Genomic DNA, 17354 nt, shown 5'->3' with positions numbered 1-17354 from the left:
CCTCAGTTCTTGAACGGGAAACGGAAGCCAGCGAGAAGCGCTTTGGCTTCTTCGTCGGTCTTGGCCGTCGTCGTGATGCTGATATTGAGACCGCGCAGGGCGTCGACCTTGTCGTACTCGATCTCAGGGAAAATGATCTGCTCTTTGACGCCGATGTTGTAGTTGCCACGGCCGTCGAATGCGCGACCCGAGATACCACGGAAGTCACGCACGCGGGGCAGGGCCACGGTGACGAAACGGTCCAGGAACTCGTACATGTGCACGCCACGCAGCGTGACCATGCAGCCGATCGGCTGGTTTTCGCGGATCTTGAAGCCGGCGATGGCCTTCTTCGACTTGGTGACCACAGGCTTCTGGCCAGCGATCTTGGTCAGGTCGGCGACAGCGTTGTCGAGGACCTTCTTGTCGGCGACTGCTTCACCCACACCCATGTTCAGGGTGATCTTGGTGAGACGCGGAACTTGCATCGGCGACTTGTAGCCGAACTTTTCCGTCAGGTCTTTCGCGATCTTCTCGCGATAGTGTTGTTGGAGACGTGCCATGTGAGTACCTCTTAGGCGAACTTGATTTCGTCGCCGCTCGACTTGAAGACGCGAACAGCCACGCGCTTGCCGTCGGCACCTTGGGTGACCTTGATGCCCACGCGATCGGCCTTGCCGGTAGCGGCATTGAAGATCGCCACGTTGGATTGGTGAATCGGCATGGTCTTCTCGACGATGCCACCGGTCGTACCCTTGAGGGGGTTCGGCTTGGTGTGCTTCTTGACGAGGTTGATGCCGTCGACGATCACATGCGAATCGTCTGCGCGCAGCGACACGACGCCGCGCTTGCCCTTGTCACGACCGGCCAACACGATGACCTGGTCGCCTTTGCGAATCTTGTTCATGGCGTTGTGTCCTTAGAGAACTTCAGGTGCCAGCGACACGATCTTCATGAACTTCTCGGTGCGCAGTTCGCGCGTGACCGGTCCGAAGATGCGGGTGCCGATAGGCTCCAGCTTGGCGTTGAGCAGCACGGCGGCATTGCCGTCGAACTTGACGAGCGAACCGTCAGCACGACGGATGCCCTTGGCGGTGCGGACCACCACTGCGCTGTAGATCTCGCCCTTCTTGACGCGACCACGCGGAGCGGCTTCCTTGATGCTGACCTTGATGACGTCGCCCACGCTGGCGTAACGCCGCTTGGAGCCACCGAGCACCTTGATACACAGGACGGATTTCGCGCCCGTGTTGTCGGCCACTTCGAGCCGGGATTCAGTTTGGATCATTTCTTGATATTCCCAACTTGTACCGATGAGCCTCCAGGAGGGAGACACCGCGGTCAGTCTTGGGCCCGTCGTCCACACCTCGAACCACTCGAGATGCTTCCGCTTTGGGCTGAAAGCTTCGCCTTTTGAAAGCGAAGCCCGCGATTGTGGCACCCATATCCGGGGATGTCAACTGCCTCATTACGCGAACTTCGACAGCCGCTAGACTTTGTGGCGTGCGCGCCCCCACCCACCCCCTCATTTCGCCGCCTTCTGTGCTGCGCCGACGCCTGCTGGCGGGCGGCGCAAGCCTGCTGGGGCTGGGATCACTGGGGCTCGCGGGATGCCGCAGCGCAGCACCGGCCTCAGACACGGGCCGGCTGCAGCGCCTGGGAGAAGCCCGCTGGGCGCATCGACGCTCTATAGAGAGCACCACAGCAGGCGGCCTGTCAGGCATCGACTATGACCCCGCCAAAGGTGAGTACCTGCTTCTCAGCGATGACCGGTCAGACCTGGCGCCCGTGCGCTGCTACACCGCCCGCTGGCCCCTGCCGACCGACGCCGCCCCCGAACCCACCGGCGTTGTTCAACTGCAACGCCCCGGTGGCGGCCCCTGGCCCGGGCGGCGCCAGGCAGTCGCCGGCCTGCCCGTTCCCGACCCCGAAGCCCTGCGGCTGCGCCCCTTGGCCGGCACCCTGCTGTGGACCAGCGAAGGCGACATCGCCCGCGGTTTCGGCCCCGCCCTCTATGAATCAGCGCGCGACGGCCGCTTTCTGCGCGAATTCGCCCTGCCGGCGATGTTCGCCCCGGACCCGGCCCAGCGCCGCGGCCCGCGCGACAACCTGACGTTCGAAGGCCTGGCCCTCACGCCCGACGACCGCTCGGCCTGGCTCGCGATGGAAAACGCCCTGATCCAGGACGGCTCGACCCCGACCACCTCCGCCCCCGGCGGCCCCTGCCGCTTCACCCAGGTCGACCTGTCGACCGGCCGCGTCGTGCGCCAGATCGCCTACGTGCCCGACGCCATTCCGCTGCGCCCGCTCGTGCCGGGCACCTATGCCGACAACGGCGTGAGCGAAGTGCTGATGCTCGACGCCCACCGCATGCTGGTGCTGGAGCGCGCCTACGCCACGGGCGCCGGCAATTCGCTGCGCCTGTATGAAATAGACACCCGAGCCGCCGACGACGTGCTCGCCATCGATACCCTCGCGCCCGGCAACCACCGCCCGGCCGCCAAGACGCTCGTGGCCGACTTCGCCACCCTCGGCCTTTCGCGCCTCGACAACACCGAGGGCATGTGCTGGGGCCCACCGCTGCCCGACGGCCGCCGCCTGCTGGTGGTCGTGAGCGACGACAATTTCAACCCGCTGCAAGTGACGCAGTTCGCCGCCTTCGCCTATACCGACCGACCATGACCATCGCCGTGACCTTCCTGCCCCGCACCGCGCCGGGCCCCCTGCCCCCCATCGCCTTCATCGGCGGCGGCAACATGGCCAGCGCCATCATCGGCGGCCTGATCCAGCAAGGCGTTGCGGCCGACAACTTCGAGGTGGTCGAGCCCTTCGAAGACGCCCGCACCAAGCTGACCCAGTCCTTCGGCATCGTGGCCCAGGCCGAGGCCACCGAGGCCCTCGCGCGCTGCGACGTGGTGGTGTGGGCCGTCAAGCCCCAGACCTTCGCAGAAGCCACCCGCCCGGTGCGCGCCTTTGCCGGCGACGCCCTGCACCTGAGCGTGGCCGCTGGCATTCCGTCCGACAGCATCGCCCGCTGGCTCGGCACCGAGCGCGTGGTGCGCGCCATGCCCAACACGCCCGCGCTGGTGGGCAAGGGCATGACCGGCCTCTTCGCGCGACCGGGCGTCGACGGCGCCGACCGTGCGCGCGTCGGCCAACTGCTGGCGCCGACCGGCGAACTGATCTGGGTCGACACCGAACCCGCGCTCGACGCGGTGACCGCCCTGTCGGGCTCCGGCCCAGCCTACGTGTTCTATTTCATCGAAGCGATGACCGAAGCCGGCGTCGAGATGGGCCTCACGCCCGACCAGGCCCAGCGGCTGGCCATCGGCACGTTCACTGGTGCCTCGGCGCTGGCGCACAGCGCGACCGAGCCACCATCCGTGCTGCGTGAGCGCGTGACGTCCAAGGGCGGCACCACCTACGCGGCGATCACCTCGCTGGAAGGCGCGAACGTCAAGGCGCAGTTCAAGACCGCCATCCGCGCAGCGCAGACGCGGGCCGCCGAGCTGGGCGAGGAATTCGGCCGCGGTTGAAGCGGGTCAGCCAGCGAGCGCACGCGGGCCGAGAAAGAACAGCCACTCGGCCGCCAGCGTGACCGTGCCGTCCTCGAGTTCGAGCAGCACCTCTTCCTTCAACAGGAAACCGTCTTCTCCCTTGGGCGTCGCGCTGAGAATGCGCACCCGCGCCCGAAAGCGCGCGCCCACCGGCATCGGCCTCGCGAAGCGCAGGCGGTCGAAGCCGTAGTTCAGCGCGTGGTTCGAATCGAAGGGCAGCAGCGTGCGCATCGCCTCGTCGGTCAGCCGGATCAGGTGCGAGACCTGGAAGAAGCCCGGCACGATCGTTCCGCCGTAGCTCGCCTCGCGGGCTGCGCGCTCCGGATCAAGGTGGATCCACTCGCCTTCGCCATCGCCCGAGAGCACCGCGTACTGGTCGACCATCTGCTGCGTGATGGCATGCCACTCGGACAGGCCCTCCTGGCCGATCTTCTGTGTCAGGCGGTCAAGCATGTGCGTCCTCTTGCTTTATCGGATGGCATAGCCGGCCACGATGCCGACGAACACCGCGAAGCCCAGCCAGTGGTTTTCGCGGAAGGCCTTGAAGCAGCCGTCACGCGTGCGGTCATGGATCAGGCGCCAGTGCCAGAACGCCTGCGCCGCCGCCACGGCAATGCCCACATAGAAGAGCGCCCCCAGCGACCGGCTGGCACCGGCCCAGATCCAGACCGCCAGGAAGATCGCGTAGCTGGCCATCACCGCCGCCACGTCGAAACGGCCGAAGGTGATGGCCGAGGTCTTCATGCCGATCTTCAGGTCGTCGTCGCGGTCCACCATCGCGTACTCGGTGTCGTAGGCCAGCACCCAGAACAGGTTGCCCGCCAGCAGCCACCAGGCAAAGGCCGGCACTGTCGACTGCGCCGCGGCAAAGGCCATCGGAATGCCGAAACTGAAGGCGACGCCCAGCACCGCCTGCGGGATCGACACGAAGCGCTTCGCAAACGGGTAGATCAGCGTGATCGCCAGCGCCGCGAACGACCACAGCACCGTCGTGCGATTGGTGGTGAGCACCAGCCCGAAGGACAGCAACGCCAGCACCGCGCCCAGCCCCAGCGCCTCCTTGACCGACATCGCGCCGCTCGTCACGGGCCGCTGGGCCGTGCGCTTCACATGGCGGTCGAACTCACGGTCGGCCACGTCGTTGACGCAGCAGCCGGCGCTGCGCATGAGGAAGGTGCCGAGCGTGAACACCACGACGAGGTGCCAACCGGGCCAGCCGTCGGCCGCGAACCAGAGCGCGCCCAGCGTGGGCCACAGCAACAACAGCCAGCCAGCCGGCCGGTTCCAGCGGATCAAATCGAGGTAGAGCGCAAAACGGCGGGCGAGAGGCATGCGAAAAGCGGCAAGGCAGACGTCAAAAGAGCGGCCATTGTGCCGCTCTCTTTGAAGGGGCTCCCGACACATCAGAGGTGCCGGGAGATCAGGCCGACGTCATCAGTCCTCGAGCAGCGAGCGCAGCATCCAGGCCGTCTGGTCGTGCACCGTGCAGCGCGCGGTCAGCATGTCGGCGGTCGGATCGTCGCCGGCCTCTTCGGCCACCGGAATGAACTCCCGCGCGATGCGCGACACCGTTTCGTGGCCCTTCACGAGGATGCGCACCATCTCCATCGCCTTGGGCGGGGTCTGCGGCACGTCGGGCACGGTGGCGATCTTGCTGAACTCGGCGTACGAGCCCGGCGCGTAGTGGCCCAGTGCGCGGATGCGCTCGGCGAGCACGTCCGTCGAGCCCCACAGCTCGGTGTACTGCGTCATGAACATCGCGTGCAGCGAGTTGAAGTGCGGACCCGTCACGTTCCAGTGGAAGTTGTGGGTCGTGAGGTACAGCGTGTAGGTGTCGGCCAGCACACGGCTCAGGCCTTCGGCAATGGCCGCGCGGTCCTGGCGCTCGATGCCGATGTTGATCAGCGGCGCATTGCGGCTGCCCGACTCCTGCGCGACGACGGCGCCGCCCTTCTTGGGCACCTTGCCGGCAGAAGAAGCGGGCGACGGGGACTTGGTCTTTTTCGGGGGTTTGGCCATGGCGGAGGGGTCTTTCTTGAAGTTGGGTGACAACACCGAAATTCTGAAAGCCGGCAGGCGGCTTCGCAACAGCCTCACTCTATCCCAGCGATCAGCGATCCCAAACAGCCCGCGCGTAGGCGAAGGCCCCGAATCGCTAGGAGAGTCGTTTGACACCCGGCAGCTCGCACGCGTAGATCGCGTTGCGCAGCGCCGCAATCGCCTCGTAGCGCGTGAAGGTGCGGCGCCAGGCCAGCACCACGCGGCGCATCGGTGGGTCGCGATCCTGCGCGTCGCGCACGGGCAGGTAGCGCACCATCTGCTCGGAGTCCTTGCGGCCTTTGCCCTTGGGCTTGAGCGCCTCGGCCGGCACCGACAGGCGCGGCACCAGCGTCACGCCCATGCCCGAGGCCACCATGTGCTTGATGGTCTCCAGCGACGAGCCCTCGAAGCTCTTGCGGATGCCCTCGGCGTTGCTCGAGAAGCGCGCGAACTCGGGGCACACCTCGAGCACGTGGTCGCGAAAACAGTGGCCCGTGCCCAGCAGCAGCATCGTCTCGTTCTGCAGCTCTTCCGACGTGATCGACTCGCGGTCGGCAAACTTGTGCTTCACGGGCAGCGCCGCCATGAAAGGCTCGTCATACAGCGGCGCCATCGCCAGGCCCGTGTCGGGAAAGGGCTCGGCCATGATCGCGCAGTCGATCTCGCCGGCGCGCAGCATCTCGAGCAGCTTGACTGTGAAGTTCTCCTGCAGCACCAGCGGCATCTGCGGCGTGCGAGAGATCACCTGGCGCACCAGGTCGGGCAGCAGGTACGGCCCGATCGTGTAGATCACGCCCAGGTTCAGCGGGCCGGCCAGCGGGTCTTTGCCGCGCTTGGCGATCTCCTTGATGCTGGCGGCCTGGTCGAGCACGCTCTGCGCCTGCTGGACGATCTGCTCGCCGAGCGGCGTCACGGTCACTTCACCGGCGCTGCGCTCGAAGAGCTTGACCTCGAGTTCGTCCTCGAGTTTCTTGATGGCCACCGAAAGCGTCGGCTGGGACACATAACAGGCCTCGGCCGCCTTGCCGAAGTGCCGCTCGCGGGCGACTGCGACGATGTATTTGAGTTCGGTGAGAGTCATAGCTTGCGTCAATTATGCGCAAGGGCTTGTGACCCGGCTGGGGCGGGGTTAAAAGTCGCGGCTGCGCTCAGGCAGTGCGGCTCCAGACCCATTGCACCGACTGCCCGCCATTCGAGGGCATCGGTTCGCCCTGCGTGACGGCCACGCTCACGCGCAGATCGGTCAGGCAGGCCCAGATGCCCGAGCGTGGGCAGCTCTGGCCTGAATCTGCAAACAGCAGCTCATCGCGGCGCATGCGTTGCCCCTGGATCTGCGCCGAACCATCGACCTCCGCGGAGAACGCGACGCGGCCGGATGCGGCGCGCTCTTGGAAGATCTCGATGGCGCCCTGCAAGGCGACGAAGAAATCCCAATCGGACAGATCCTGCTCCGCCGCCGCGGCGGTGAAGTCGGACTGGTACAGGCGCTGATAACGCTCGGCGTTGTAGTCCAGATCGAAGACGACATTGCCTGTCGCAGCATCGATCAACCGGAACTGGCTGAAGCCTTGCCGCAACCGCCCATCGCCATACCGCGAAGGCGCGATCTCGCTTCGGAGGATGGGCGAGAGCATGACCACGGAGCCGTCGCCACGCTTCTGGCAGATCTCGAACGCGGCGCCGTCGTCGCTGCGAAAAACGAACTTCTCGTCGTCCGTCCAATAGCTGTAGTAGCGCTTGTCGTTCTCGATGGTGTAGCCGCCTTTGACCGGCAGATCAGCGAGCACCGAGGCGCCCGGCGGTTTCTCGGCATCGTCGACCGGGCGCCAACGGCCGGTTGCGGGGTCCAGGTCGATGAGGTCGGAGGCGGTGTGATGCAGGTAGAGCCACATGGAACTATTTCTTTGCTCGGTTGACGATCGCGTCGATTTCTCGGAGAAGCTTGGCCGCCTTCGCAGGGTCACCGGTTTTCTTCTGGCGATAGAACTCCATGATCAGGTCCCACGGCATGTCGTCGCCCCCTGCATTCTGGGCGCCTTCGATGATCTGGGCGTCGGTCTTGGGCTGCCCCTTGCCGACATTCACGCGCTCGCGTGTCTTGGGATGAATGACATAGCCGCGCTTCAGGTCTTCGTACTTCGGACCCAGCGGGTCGCCATACAGCGCCTGGTTGCGCTTGTAGATGACCTCCCGAAGCTCGGGGTCGGTCTTGTCCTTGAATTCCTTGCCAAGCGCACGGCGCTCGGCGTTCGCGGCCTTCGCGATCTCCTCTTCGCTCTTGCCTGCGGCGCGCATGCTTTGCACCTTGCCGCCGACGCGGCGCTTGACCGCCACTTCATAGTCGAGCCGAAGCAGCGGCTTGGCACTGTGCGCCAGGGTATTGGCCGTGTCGGTTGCGCCATCCAGCTTCGCGGGCTTGGCCCGCTCCAGCAGCTTGTCGAGCTCGGACTTGAGGAACCGCATGACTTCGGGAATCTTGGCCTGCCCCATGCCCCTCAACTTCGCGATCTGCTGCTCGACCAGCTCCAGCCGCTTCACGTTGTCGCCCAGCAACTTCCGGGTCAGCCACCGGTGCCGCACATCGGAGATGCCAAGAATGATCTTCTGCGTGATCTCGTCGAACCGCTTGACGGCATTCTTCGCATACTGATCCATCGGCAGGTTCTTGAGCCACTTGACCGGGTCTCCCTTGCCGGCGCCACGGATGATCGCGAGGATCGTCTCCAGTGCCTCGTCGGCATACTTGCCGCCCTGCTTGAGGAATTTCACCAGCGACTTGAAAACCCCCTTCAGCAAGCTCCCCAGAACCGGGATGAGGCCGATGAGCGTGATGGCCAGCGCGATCCATTTCCACTTGTCGCCCGAGTCTTTCGAGAGCTGGTGCAAATTGGCAATCACGTCGCGAATGTCCGCGAGCTGATCAAGGATGGGAATCGCGGTGATGATGCTGCCGACGACTGTTTGCGACAGGCTGGCATCCTCGTTGAAGTCGCCCTGCAGGACGCCCCAGAACCAATCGAGCGCGTCGTTCATTTGTCCTCCGAACCGAAAACCAGCGCGTAGAGCGCCATGGCCTGTTCAGGTGTCACGTCCTTCCCGTAGGCGGGGTTGGACGGAGACTCCTCGACGGGATCGATTTGCCATTCCCTGGCGTCTTCGCCGATCTCGATGTCTGCGGCACCGGCCGGCACACCATCGAAGCGCAACTGCCCATCCGATCCCAGCTTGCCCCTGCGAACGCTCTTGTCCGAGAACGTCACCTTGACGTCCGCCCCTTGGACCGCATCCGTGTCGTAGTAGCGACGTTCGACTTCGATGAAATGCTTGGGCTCGGTAGTCAACCCCATCGGCAGCCCCATCAACTCCGCCGGATTCCCCTTCGGCCCCACAAAGCTCTTGCTCGTCCCCTTCACATCCAGCAGCCCGGGCATCTTCAGTGTGATGTTCATCCCGTCCAGCTCGATGCTCGTCTGCCCACCCTTGAGCGTGATCTTCTTCTGGGCCAGCACGTGGATCTCGTCGCTGCTGCTGGTGACCGTGAAGCCTTCCTTGGCCAGCCATTCGAGTTCGTCGGTATGCGCCTGCACGCTCACGGGCCCGTCCTGCGCGATGACCTGGATGCCGCCTTCGTGGCTGTAAAGGCCCATGGATTTGGCAGCCGCGAAGCTCACGGTCTTGCCCGCTGCAACGTGGGCCTGCGCCTGCGCGGTCCAATGGATCGCCTCGCCCGCGTACACCGTGGCACTGGCGGGTGTGGCCATGTTCAGGCTCATGGCTGCATCGAGCACTATGAGCGGACGCGCAAAGGCAGGTACGGGGTCTTGCCCTTCGCGCGAACCTGCGCCTTCTCCGCCCTTCGGCTCGCGCGCGTCCTGCCCGTTGACGTTGCCCGGGTAGTGCCCGTTCTTCTGCGGGTCGATGTCGTCGATGAGCGGCTGCAGCAGCGCCGTGGCGCTCAGTGCCAGCGCCTTCGCACCGCCGGCCGCATCAGACAGCTTCTGCGCCTCGCGCAGCGCGCCCCCGAGCTGGCCGCGCACGCTGGTGGTGTCCTGCACGCTGCCCGCCGCCCGTTCCTGGGCCAGCGTGGAGATCAGCAGACCTTCGCCGGCGCGCGTGGCGACCCAGGCGTCGGAGCGCAGCTCGGCGCCGGTGCCGCGCCAGGCGCCGCGATTGCTCTCGTCGGGTGACTGGGCGTTGAGGTGGCCCAGGTTCAGTTGGCTGGCCGCGTGCGAGCTGGCCAGGCGGGTGCGTACCTGGCCGGGCGCGTCGTCGGCGATCCACTGGTTGTAGCCGCTGCCGTCGAGCGCGCGGCTGTGCCAGCCCGAGAGCACGCCCGCATGGTTGGCTGATGAATCGGTGCCGGCCGACCAGGGCGGCAGGTCTTGTCCGTTGTAGAGCTGCTGGGCGACCACCGGCCGGTCGATGTCGCCTTCGATGAAGGACACCAGCACTTCGGAGCCGACGCGCGGCAGGTGGTGGGCGCCCCAGTTGGGGCCCGCCACCGGCGCGGCCACGCGCAGCCAGACGGACTGGCGGTTGCTGGCGTGGCGACCGGCTGCGACGAGGCTGCCTTGTCCGTTGCTCGTCGATTGCTGCTGGCCCGCACGCTGGGCCTGCCAATGGAAGCGCACCTGCACACGATGATCACGCTGGGTGTGGACGGCGGTCGGTGCCTCGTCGTCATCGGCACCGACCACGAGCGCGACCATGGCCTCGGGGGCCGTGGGCTTGGGTCGCCACAGCGGCACGACCTGCGCCTCGGCGGGCTGGGCTTCGAAGCTGTTGCGGTAGCTGCCCTTCTCGAGCTCGCTTGCTTCGAGCACTTGTGCCGCTTGCGCGCCGAGATTATTCGCGGCTTCGTGGGAGACACGCAGCGCGAGGAATCGGCTGCCCTCGTAGCGGTCGTGCTGCGTGAGGGTGAAGCGTTCACCCGCGCCGAGTTGTCGCACGCTGCCCGCCGCCCTGTAGCGCTTGATCCGTGATTCAAACGCTACGAGTTGCTGCTCGGCACGACGGGCGGCGGTGGCACTGTCTGCGTAGCGCTGCGCGCCGGCGCCGTCGTAGTGCTCCAGCACGGGCACGTCGCTCATCGCGAGCGCGCTCTGCACCGCGCCGGTGGGCGCTTGCAGCACGCTGGCGTCCCAGGCGTTGCGCATGACGGCGTTGGTGGCAACCTGGCGTCGGCTGCTCCATGCAGTGATGGCGTCGGTCGACTCGGTGGCGTCGACGCGGTGAAAGCGGATCTGCGGCAAGGCGCAATCGGGTGGGGTCGCCGTGCGGTCGAAGATCACGAGGCGGTGGTGCGAGGGCGTGGTGTTGTTCCCCGTGCTGCTGCCATTTGCCGACTGCTGCTCATGCTCAAAGCGAAAGCTCAGGCCTTCTTCCGCCAGCAGTCTCAGCACGAAGGCGAGGTCCGACTCGCGGTACTGCACGCAGGTGGGCCGCACGGGCATCTCCTGCGTGACTTCGAAACTGAAGCTCGCAGTCGTGTGGTCGGCGAACACTTCGCTGACGATGTCCTGCACGTGCTTAACCGCGTACACGAAGCTGTCGCGGCGCAGACCGAGCGCGACGAGCCAGGGTTGCAGGTGCAACCGGTAGCGCGCAAGGCCGCCGTCACCACCCAGCGCATCGACGGCCGTGAGGTAGCCGTGCCAGGTGCGAAAGCTGCCATTGGCCAGCAACAGGCGCAGGCTCAGCTCTTCGCCGATCAGCGCGAAGGGATCGAACTCGCTCGACGTGGCGAGGGTGTCGATGGTGAACTCGAAGAGCTCGTTGAGGCCCTCGGTGCCGGTGAAGCGCTCGACGACGACAGCGTTCTGCGGCGCCGACGCGGGCAGCTGCAGCTTGATGAGCCGCGCCTGCTCCGAAAGCCGCGCGACGTTCAGGCCTTCGAGTTTCCATGGCGCGGCGCCATAGGTCGGCATGACGCTGCTTGACGTGTCTGATGACATGGTTATCCACCTCCCTGGTGTCGGTGCCGGTCATGCCGGTCTTCGTTCGATGCATGGCCGCGCGCGATCTTCCCGTCCTGTCGGTTCAGGGACTGGCCGATCGACATCGCGCGGACCGGAAAAATCCTAGTTCGCCAACGTTGCATGTGCGTTTGCTGTGCCACAGCTGAATTTCATGACCGCAGGCGGCGGAAACACGGTGTTCGATCCGAACAGCCGGTAGCGCGTCGCGTTGATCGTGACGGTCTGGGTGAACGAACCCGTCAGCCCCAAGTCGGAGGCGGTCGGATTCGTCTCGTCGAAGCTCAAGCTTTCCGCAGACTGGAATGGGTCCTTGGGAATGTTGAGGACCACATGGATGGCGGCTGTCGGAATGGTCTCTTTGCCCAGACGAATGCCGAACCAGCTGCGCGTCACGAACGTGGAGGACTTTTCCAGCCACGCGTCATGGACCGAGCAATCGCCAAAAGACGGCGCATCGAAACGAAGCTTCGCCAACAGCCTTCCCTGGGCCCGGCTCTCATCGCTCGATACCGCGGTTGAAGTGTCGGAAGTGCTCGTGCTCACCCGATAGCCGCGGTACGCCACCGCCGACGCGATGAGGACTGCAACAAAAACTGCAACAGACAGCAGCAATCGCTTCATGAGGCTAGGCGGTGTTTTCCACAATGAGGACACGCCGGTGCTTCCATCGGAACTTGTGCGTAGCACGCGGAGCACAGCTCCATGACGTCAACTCCTGCCTGCAATGACCGACCTTTGCCCTCGGTAGCTGAGGCCGCCGTTGCTTTCGCGTAGAAATGCGCGATCGCTTGCAAGATCAACGCGACAACACCCAAGGCCAGAGTTGCCTTGGCGTTCGCCGCAAATGCGAACCAGGCGGCTAAGCCGCAAGCGACGACTGCCAAAAGGTACAGAAGCGCCAAGAGAAAATGACGCGCTGCCATTGGCCGATCGATCGAAGATTCGTCGTTGTCGATCTGGTTGCTTTTGACTTTCAAGTCGGCTCCTGAAATCGGGTAACTTCTCAATGGATAGGGACCATCAACGATCGGATGAATAGCCCAGTGCATCCGCGCTGCGCGTCGCCTGCCCAATGCGCCGATGCACCTCATCCGGCCAGATCGTCTTGCGCATGGTCATGTGGCTGATCCGGTTGCAGACCGCCCAAGCCATGGCGAAAGGGAAGGAGAACGGGAAGGCCAACAGAACCACGCTGGTCAGGAACGGGCTGGCCTCCCACCACCAGCCGAACTTCGGCCCGAAGGGGCTGACCACGCCCATGCTTTGCCACAGGGTTCTCGGGCGCTCGAAGTTCTGCAAGGGCTCGCCTTCGGGCACGCCAGGGCCTCTTTCTTCCATGAAGCGGCGGATGTGCTCCCACAGCATGGGTACGGTATTCGGCCCCATCGCCATGCTGTTGCCGATATTGAATTCGGCGATGGTTTTATCGGCGTCCTTGCCTTGGCCATGGACGATCATCACGAGCCGGTGGATGCGGCTGACGGTCTGGCCACTGGTGACCACTTCGGCTCTGTATTCGGCGCGGAGGTCGTTCCAGTCATAGGCCACCATATCCAGCCGGATCGGCTTGAATTTCTGCGTCCACTTGTCCTGAGAGCCATCAGGCGGCGTGAACAGCCGATACACCTTACGGTGCTTGCGGTCGAAGATAGTGGGCTGGTTGTCGGCGGAGAACATGTCCAGGCGCCAGGCAGCGACGATCCAGTGGCGGGCGACGAAGATGATGAAGTAGAAGAGAAGGCCATAGACCAGAACATCCATGAAGCTGAACCCAAGCTTTTGGTAGTAGTAGTAAAAACCTTGTGGCATCTCCACGAGCAGCCAAGCGCAAGAACCACCTGCAAACAAGAACACCAGCAACCCAAGCCCTCGCAACTGCGCCGAACCCGAAGGCTCCATCAGTTGAATCGCATCGGGGTATACCGCATACACGTTGCCCAATGCCGAAGGATTGGCGCTGGCGCTGTCCTTCCTGTTGAAGCGCCGCTGCACGCCGCCTATGGGCGCCGATGCTGTCTCGTCTTTTGCGGCCTGCCGCGCCGCAATGTCGGCCAGGATCGCAGCCTCCACGTCAACGGGCTGCATTTTGATTTTCTTACGCACGCGTGGTCTCCTGCAGCCGGTCGTTGAGCGCCTTCCGCTGCTTTTGCTGTTTCTCTGCGTCGCTCATCACCTCTTCCTGCATCTTCTTGAGGGCGTCCTCTTCCGCGGTCCAGCTGTCGCGCTTGGCCACACCACCGCCATCGGGCTTGCCGAAGTAGCAGCCCTTGAGCCATTGCTGGAACGGCGTGGGCGTGACCATGGCCACATAGACCGTGTGGCCCACGGCAATGCCGGTGAGCAGCCAACCCCAGCCGGGCACGGACAGGAGCAGCGCACGGGTGGCCAGCGCCGTGCCGACACGTGACACCATGGCTTCGCCGGCGCCCCAGATCAGGCCGCGCTTGACGGCGGCTTCGGCAGCGGAGTGAAGGGCCAAGATGCTGAGAGGAACGCCACCGCCACCGAACAAGATGCCTGCTCGGTACATCCAACGACCTAGTTCAACGTTCCCTTTCTCCTCCTGCACCGCCGCTGCCCGGAACGCCATCACGGCATTCACCGCATTGCCGGCTGCGCCTGCGCCGAAGGCCAGACCACGCACGAACGACAAAAGCGGACTGGCCCTGGCCCCGGCTTCGCCCACCGTCGTGATCAACCGCGCTTCCCACACGGCGCCCGCAAGCTCCAGAAATCCACCCGCGAACCCGGCCGCACCATCCGCCAGGCTGAGCTGCGCATCCCGTATCTTTTGCGCGTCCCCTTCTTCCTTGGCCTTGTTGTAGTTGCCCAGCCCATGCACGATGCCCAGCCCCTGCGCGATCATGCTGCCCACGGCCAGGCGCCCGTCGAGCGATAGCGCGCCTTGCTTGAGCGATCCCATCACGAGCGAGGGCGCGCGCATGGCTTCTTTGCGATGCGCTTCGTAAATGCCCATGAATTTCTCCACGGGCATCACCATCACGCTGCCGGCGACGGCCCCCGCGCTCAGAGACTTCTTGAACGCGGGCGCCTGCTCCTGCAAGTGCACCTGCTGGGCCTGGATCGCCAGTTCGCGCGTGACGACTTCCGGCTTGACGTTGAGCTTGGTCACGGTGTCGGCGTCGCTGTAGATGCCGATGGCCACGCGGCCTTTCCTGGCCCATTCGCGGCGGGTTTTCTTGTTCACCGGCCGGCCTCGGCCTTGCATGATTTGCTGTGCGGTGTCGGGGTCGAAATGGGCGATGAAGAACACGGGCGCATTCGGCTTGCGGCCGGCCAACGATGCGGCCAGCGCTTCTTCGCTTGCGCGGTGAATGAGGGCCATGCTCTGAGCGATCGACAACCGAGCCAGTGCCTTGGGATCGATCGGCGCGCCTTTGGCTTTGTCGATGGCCGCTGTGGCACCTTGCATGGCAGCGGAGGCCAGCGCGCTGGTGATGCCGACCGAGAAGCCCAGGGTGACATTGGTCAGCCACGCCAGGCGCTGTGGCGTCAACGTGCCTTTCGTCTCGCCAATCAACCCCTTCATGAAGTCGTAAATCTTGTCCCGCTTGCCGTCCCCATCTCCGGAGTCGGCGGCGAGTTGCTCCCACAGGCTGGCCTGGTTGGCCATCACGGCGCGCAGCATCACGGCGCGATCGTCCTGGATGTCGGCGTCCAGTTGCGCTTCGAACACGCATTCGCATGCGTTGGTCAAGGGCGCGGGCGAGTAGGCGAGCCAGGCTTCGCGGCTGTACACCTCGCCGGCGCAGCAGCCGCGGCGCGCCACCTCCTTCGGGTCGTTCTTGTCTTTCGCATCAAAGTGCGTCGCAAAGTAAGGCAGCACATGGCCCTCGAGCGCTGCGCCCCAGTCGGCCTCGAAGCGTTTGAGCTCTTTGAGATGGTGCTCTTCCATGTGCTTGGCGTAGTCGGTTTTCCAGGCACTGCGGTGCCCTTCGTCGTAGTACTTGTCCATCCTGGACCACGTCGCTTCGACTTGCCTGGTGGCCCATGTCCGTGCACGCTGTGGCTGGTCAGGGAAGGTCACCCTGCCCGCCCCCGGACCCCGTTGAAGCAGTTCCGCTTTGTCCTCGATGGGTTCCCACTGCGTTTCCTCCGGCCACCCTTTGGGATTGGGCTTGACGCGCATGATGTCGGTGTAGGCCCCGTGGGTCATGACAGGTGACACCGCATCCATCGATCGCGCGTCGATGTCGGCGATAAGATTGCCCTTGAAGAGTTCGATGGCCTTATTGACTTCCACGGGCTGCCGGTTTTCGGGGCGCATCTGGTACTGGTCGCTGACCTCCTGTCGCCGCAGCCTCAGGGCATTCAATTCGGCGGCTAGACCCACCGGGTCGCGTAGCACTACAGCCAGTTCTTTGCCTTGGGTCTTCGGGTGGCACTGCGCCGCTTTCACCAAATTTCCAGCCAGGCTCTCCACGTTCACGGCCAAAGTGTTGAACCGAAAGTCTTGCTCCAGGCCCTTGTTGATGCACAGGGTCATCAACGCGCATTCAAGAACCTTTTCCTTGAGCGCCGCCACCGTCGGCTTGAAAGTATTCGGCGAGCCACCGGCAAGGCTGACCTTCTGCATCACCTGGGGATTGGCGGCATTGGCCTTTTGCAGTTTGTCGTTCCACAGGTTGGCGCTGTAGGCAATCCATACGGCATCGATCCTGTGCGCTTGCGGGATATGCAGCAGACGCATGCCGGCCGCGTTGTGTTCCTTGCGGTAGCAGGCCTCAGGTCGTGGCATCTGCGCAAAAACCGGATTTCCTTGCGCGACGAGGTCCGCGCTCTCGGTGACCCGGTAGATCAACCAGTTCTTCACGCCAGGAGGCGGTGTCTCGATGTAGACGTGTATGAAGCCAGCACGCAGCAAGCGCAATGCATAGCGGCTCTCCGTCAAAGCCCGGCTAGGAACCAACCCTTTGACCAACGCCTCATCGGACGTGACGGCATCTGCGCCCAATGGCACCAGCGGGCCTTTCTTCGCAACCGGACTGGGCCGCAGCAAGAGCAGCGACAGGCCGCTCTTGTTGCAGGTCTCGCAGCCGGCGGGGGAGGGGGTGATGCTCATGAGGGGGTGCCTTTCAACATCAAAGAGCGCAAGGTGCCGCTCAGGGTGTGCATGGTTTCAACGGGCTCGCCCTCGTCGTCGGGTGGCGCGTGCAAAGCGGCCTGCGCGCGAACATCGCGTTCAATCCCAGGATGCAGCAGATCGAGGGCAGCCCACGCGCTTCGATCTCGGGCATGAGCGAAGCGCGAGGGCCATCGCTGCACCGCCAGCTCGGTTCGGTCGAGCGATGCTGCAATCCGCGCGTACATACCGTCGTCTTGCCGCGCGCGCTCCCACAGAGCGCGATCGTCCGATCGCGCGAGTTCGCCGAGCCACCGAGCTGCAGTCACATGCATCCACTCACCCTGCATGAAGAGCGCCCATTCTTCAGCCGTCAGACGCAGAGGCGCGATCTCATCGCTCGCATGCGTCAGTTGTACGATCCGTCCGCGTGCATCCAGATAGACCCAGCGCCGGAGGCGGCCGAACTGCGAGGCGACACGCACATCGCCCACCACATGCCGCAACCAATCAAAGACACGGCGATCCGCAAGCCGCATGTAGCGCGCGTCGGTCCAGCCCGACGTGTTTACGCGCAGCATCGACGCCATCACCTCGGCAAGGTCTTCGGCAAACAGGCTGGTTTGCAGCCAACTGATGCGGTGTATCCCTGTGCCGTCCGATGCCAGGCCATCGGCTTGCGAGGCCTCGCGCTCGGCCAAGGCCATGTCGAACGTA

General features: G+C 64.6%; 17 protein-coding genes. 2 read left to right on the top strand and 15 right to left on the bottom strand.

The annotated features are described in order from the left end of the window. Positions 1–2 precede the first annotated feature (2 nt). From rplE to rplN, 3 genes are read right to left on the bottom strand one after another with little or no spacing between them, the layout of a single operon-like run. Positions 3–542 (bottom strand): 50S ribosomal protein L5, encoded by a 540-nt coding sequence (rplE, locus tag AAG801_RS05205; RefSeq protein ID WP_056576993.1) that lies wholly within the window; start codon positions 540–542, stop codon positions 3–5. A gap of 11 nt (positions 543–553) precedes the next feature. After that, entirely contained in the window at positions 554–886 is a 333-nt protein-coding gene (gene rplX / locus AAG801_RS05200; protein WP_062474813.1) for a 50S ribosomal protein L24, read from the bottom strand. Between the two features lie 12 nt (positions 887–898). Next, positions 899–1267, bottom strand: a complete 369-nt coding sequence (rplN, locus tag AAG801_RS05195) for a 50S ribosomal protein L14 (RefSeq protein ID WP_009124801.1) — start codon at positions 1265–1267, stop codon at positions 899–901. Between the two features lie 215 nt (positions 1268–1482). Between rplN and AAG801_RS05190 the strand changes: the two genes are divergently transcribed. Together AAG801_RS05190 and proC are read left to right on the top strand one after the other, a co-directional pair. Beyond that, the gene (locus AAG801_RS05190; protein WP_341887468.1) at positions 1483–2661 is read left to right on the top strand and encodes an esterase-like activity of phytase family protein; all 1179 of its coding nucleotides are present in this window, start codon (positions 1483–1485) and stop codon (positions 2659–2661) included. Further along, positions 2658–3515, top strand: a complete 858-nt coding sequence (gene proC / locus AAG801_RS05185; protein ID WP_341887467.1) for a pyrroline-5-carboxylate reductase — start codon at positions 2658–2660, stop codon at positions 3513–3515. The genes AAG801_RS05190 and proC overlap by 4 nt, the downstream gene beginning before the upstream one ends. A gap of 6 nt (positions 3516–3521) precedes the next feature. Here the strand turns inward: proC and AAG801_RS05180 are convergent, their stop codons facing one another. From AAG801_RS05180 to AAG801_RS05125, 12 genes are all read right to left on the bottom strand, one after another. Further along, on the bottom strand, positions 3522–3989 hold the full coding sequence (locus tag AAG801_RS05180; protein WP_341887466.1) for a MaoC/PaaZ C-terminal domain-containing protein: 468 nt from the start codon (positions 3987–3989) through the stop codon (positions 3522–3524). A gap of 15 nt (positions 3990–4004) precedes the next feature. After that, positions 4005–4868 carry a 4-hydroxybenzoate octaprenyltransferase gene (gene ubiA / locus AAG801_RS05175; protein ID WP_341887465.1) on the bottom strand — a complete coding sequence of 288 codons (864 nt, stop codon included), beginning with the start codon at positions 4866–4868 and terminating at the stop codon, positions 4005–4007. A 102-nt stretch (positions 4869–4970) separates the two neighbouring features. Further along, complete coding sequence (locus tag AAG801_RS05170) at positions 4971–5555, bottom strand: Dps family protein (RefSeq protein ID WP_318646642.1); 585 nt, start codon at positions 5553–5555, stop codon at positions 4971–4973. Positions 5556–5691: 136 nt separating this feature from the next. Continuing rightward, the gene (locus AAG801_RS05165) at positions 5692–6657 is read right to left on the bottom strand and encodes a LysR substrate-binding domain-containing protein (protein ID WP_341887464.1); all 966 of its coding nucleotides are present in this window, start codon (positions 6655–6657) and stop codon (positions 5692–5694) included. A gap of 67 nt (positions 6658–6724) precedes the next feature. Continuing rightward, the gene (locus AAG801_RS05160; protein ID WP_341887463.1) at positions 6725–7468 is read right to left on the bottom strand and encodes a hypothetical protein; all 744 of its coding nucleotides are present in this window, start codon (positions 7466–7468) and stop codon (positions 6725–6727) included. Between the two features lie 4 nt (positions 7469–7472). Then, positions 7473–8609, bottom strand: a complete 1137-nt coding sequence (locus AAG801_RS05155; protein WP_341887462.1) for a hypothetical protein — start codon at positions 8607–8609, stop codon at positions 7473–7475. Further along, positions 8606–11530 carry a type VI secretion system Vgr family protein gene (locus AAG801_RS05150; RefSeq protein ID WP_341887461.1) on the bottom strand — a complete coding sequence of 975 codons (2925 nt, stop codon included), beginning with the start codon at positions 11528–11530 and terminating at the stop codon, positions 8606–8608. The genes AAG801_RS05155 and AAG801_RS05150 overlap by 4 nt, the downstream gene beginning before the upstream one ends. 126 nt (positions 11531–11656) lie before the next feature. Further along, a complete protein-coding gene (locus AAG801_RS05145; RefSeq protein ID WP_341887460.1) occupies positions 11657–12175 on the bottom strand; it encodes a hypothetical protein in 519 nt (172 codons plus the stop codon). After that, entirely contained in the window at positions 12172–12531 is a 360-nt protein-coding gene (locus AAG801_RS05140) for a hypothetical protein (RefSeq protein ID WP_341887459.1), read from the bottom strand. The genes AAG801_RS05145 and AAG801_RS05140 overlap by 4 nt, the downstream gene beginning before the upstream one ends. Before the next feature lie 43 nt (positions 12532–12574). Continuing rightward, positions 12575–13657 carry a DUF6708 domain-containing protein gene (locus AAG801_RS05135; RefSeq protein ID WP_341887458.1) on the bottom strand — a complete coding sequence of 361 codons (1083 nt, stop codon included), beginning with the start codon at positions 13655–13657 and terminating at the stop codon, positions 12575–12577. Then, complete coding sequence (locus tag AAG801_RS05130; RefSeq protein WP_341887457.1) at positions 13650–16637, bottom strand: T6SS effector BTH_I2691 family protein; 2988 nt, start codon at positions 16635–16637, stop codon at positions 13650–13652. Before AAG801_RS05130 ends, AAG801_RS05135 begins: the two co-directional genes overlap by 8 nt. Further along, positions 16634–17354 (bottom strand): hypothetical protein (locus AAG801_RS05125; RefSeq protein ID WP_341887456.1); only part of this gene is annotated, 721 nt, incomplete at its 5' end. The genes AAG801_RS05130 and AAG801_RS05125, both read right to left, overlap by 4 nt.

The organism is Variovorax sp. YR752, from assembly GCF_943372545.1.
The sequence above is the reverse complement of the archived record's forward strand: the minus strand, read 5'-3'. Positions and strand labels throughout refer to the sequence as shown.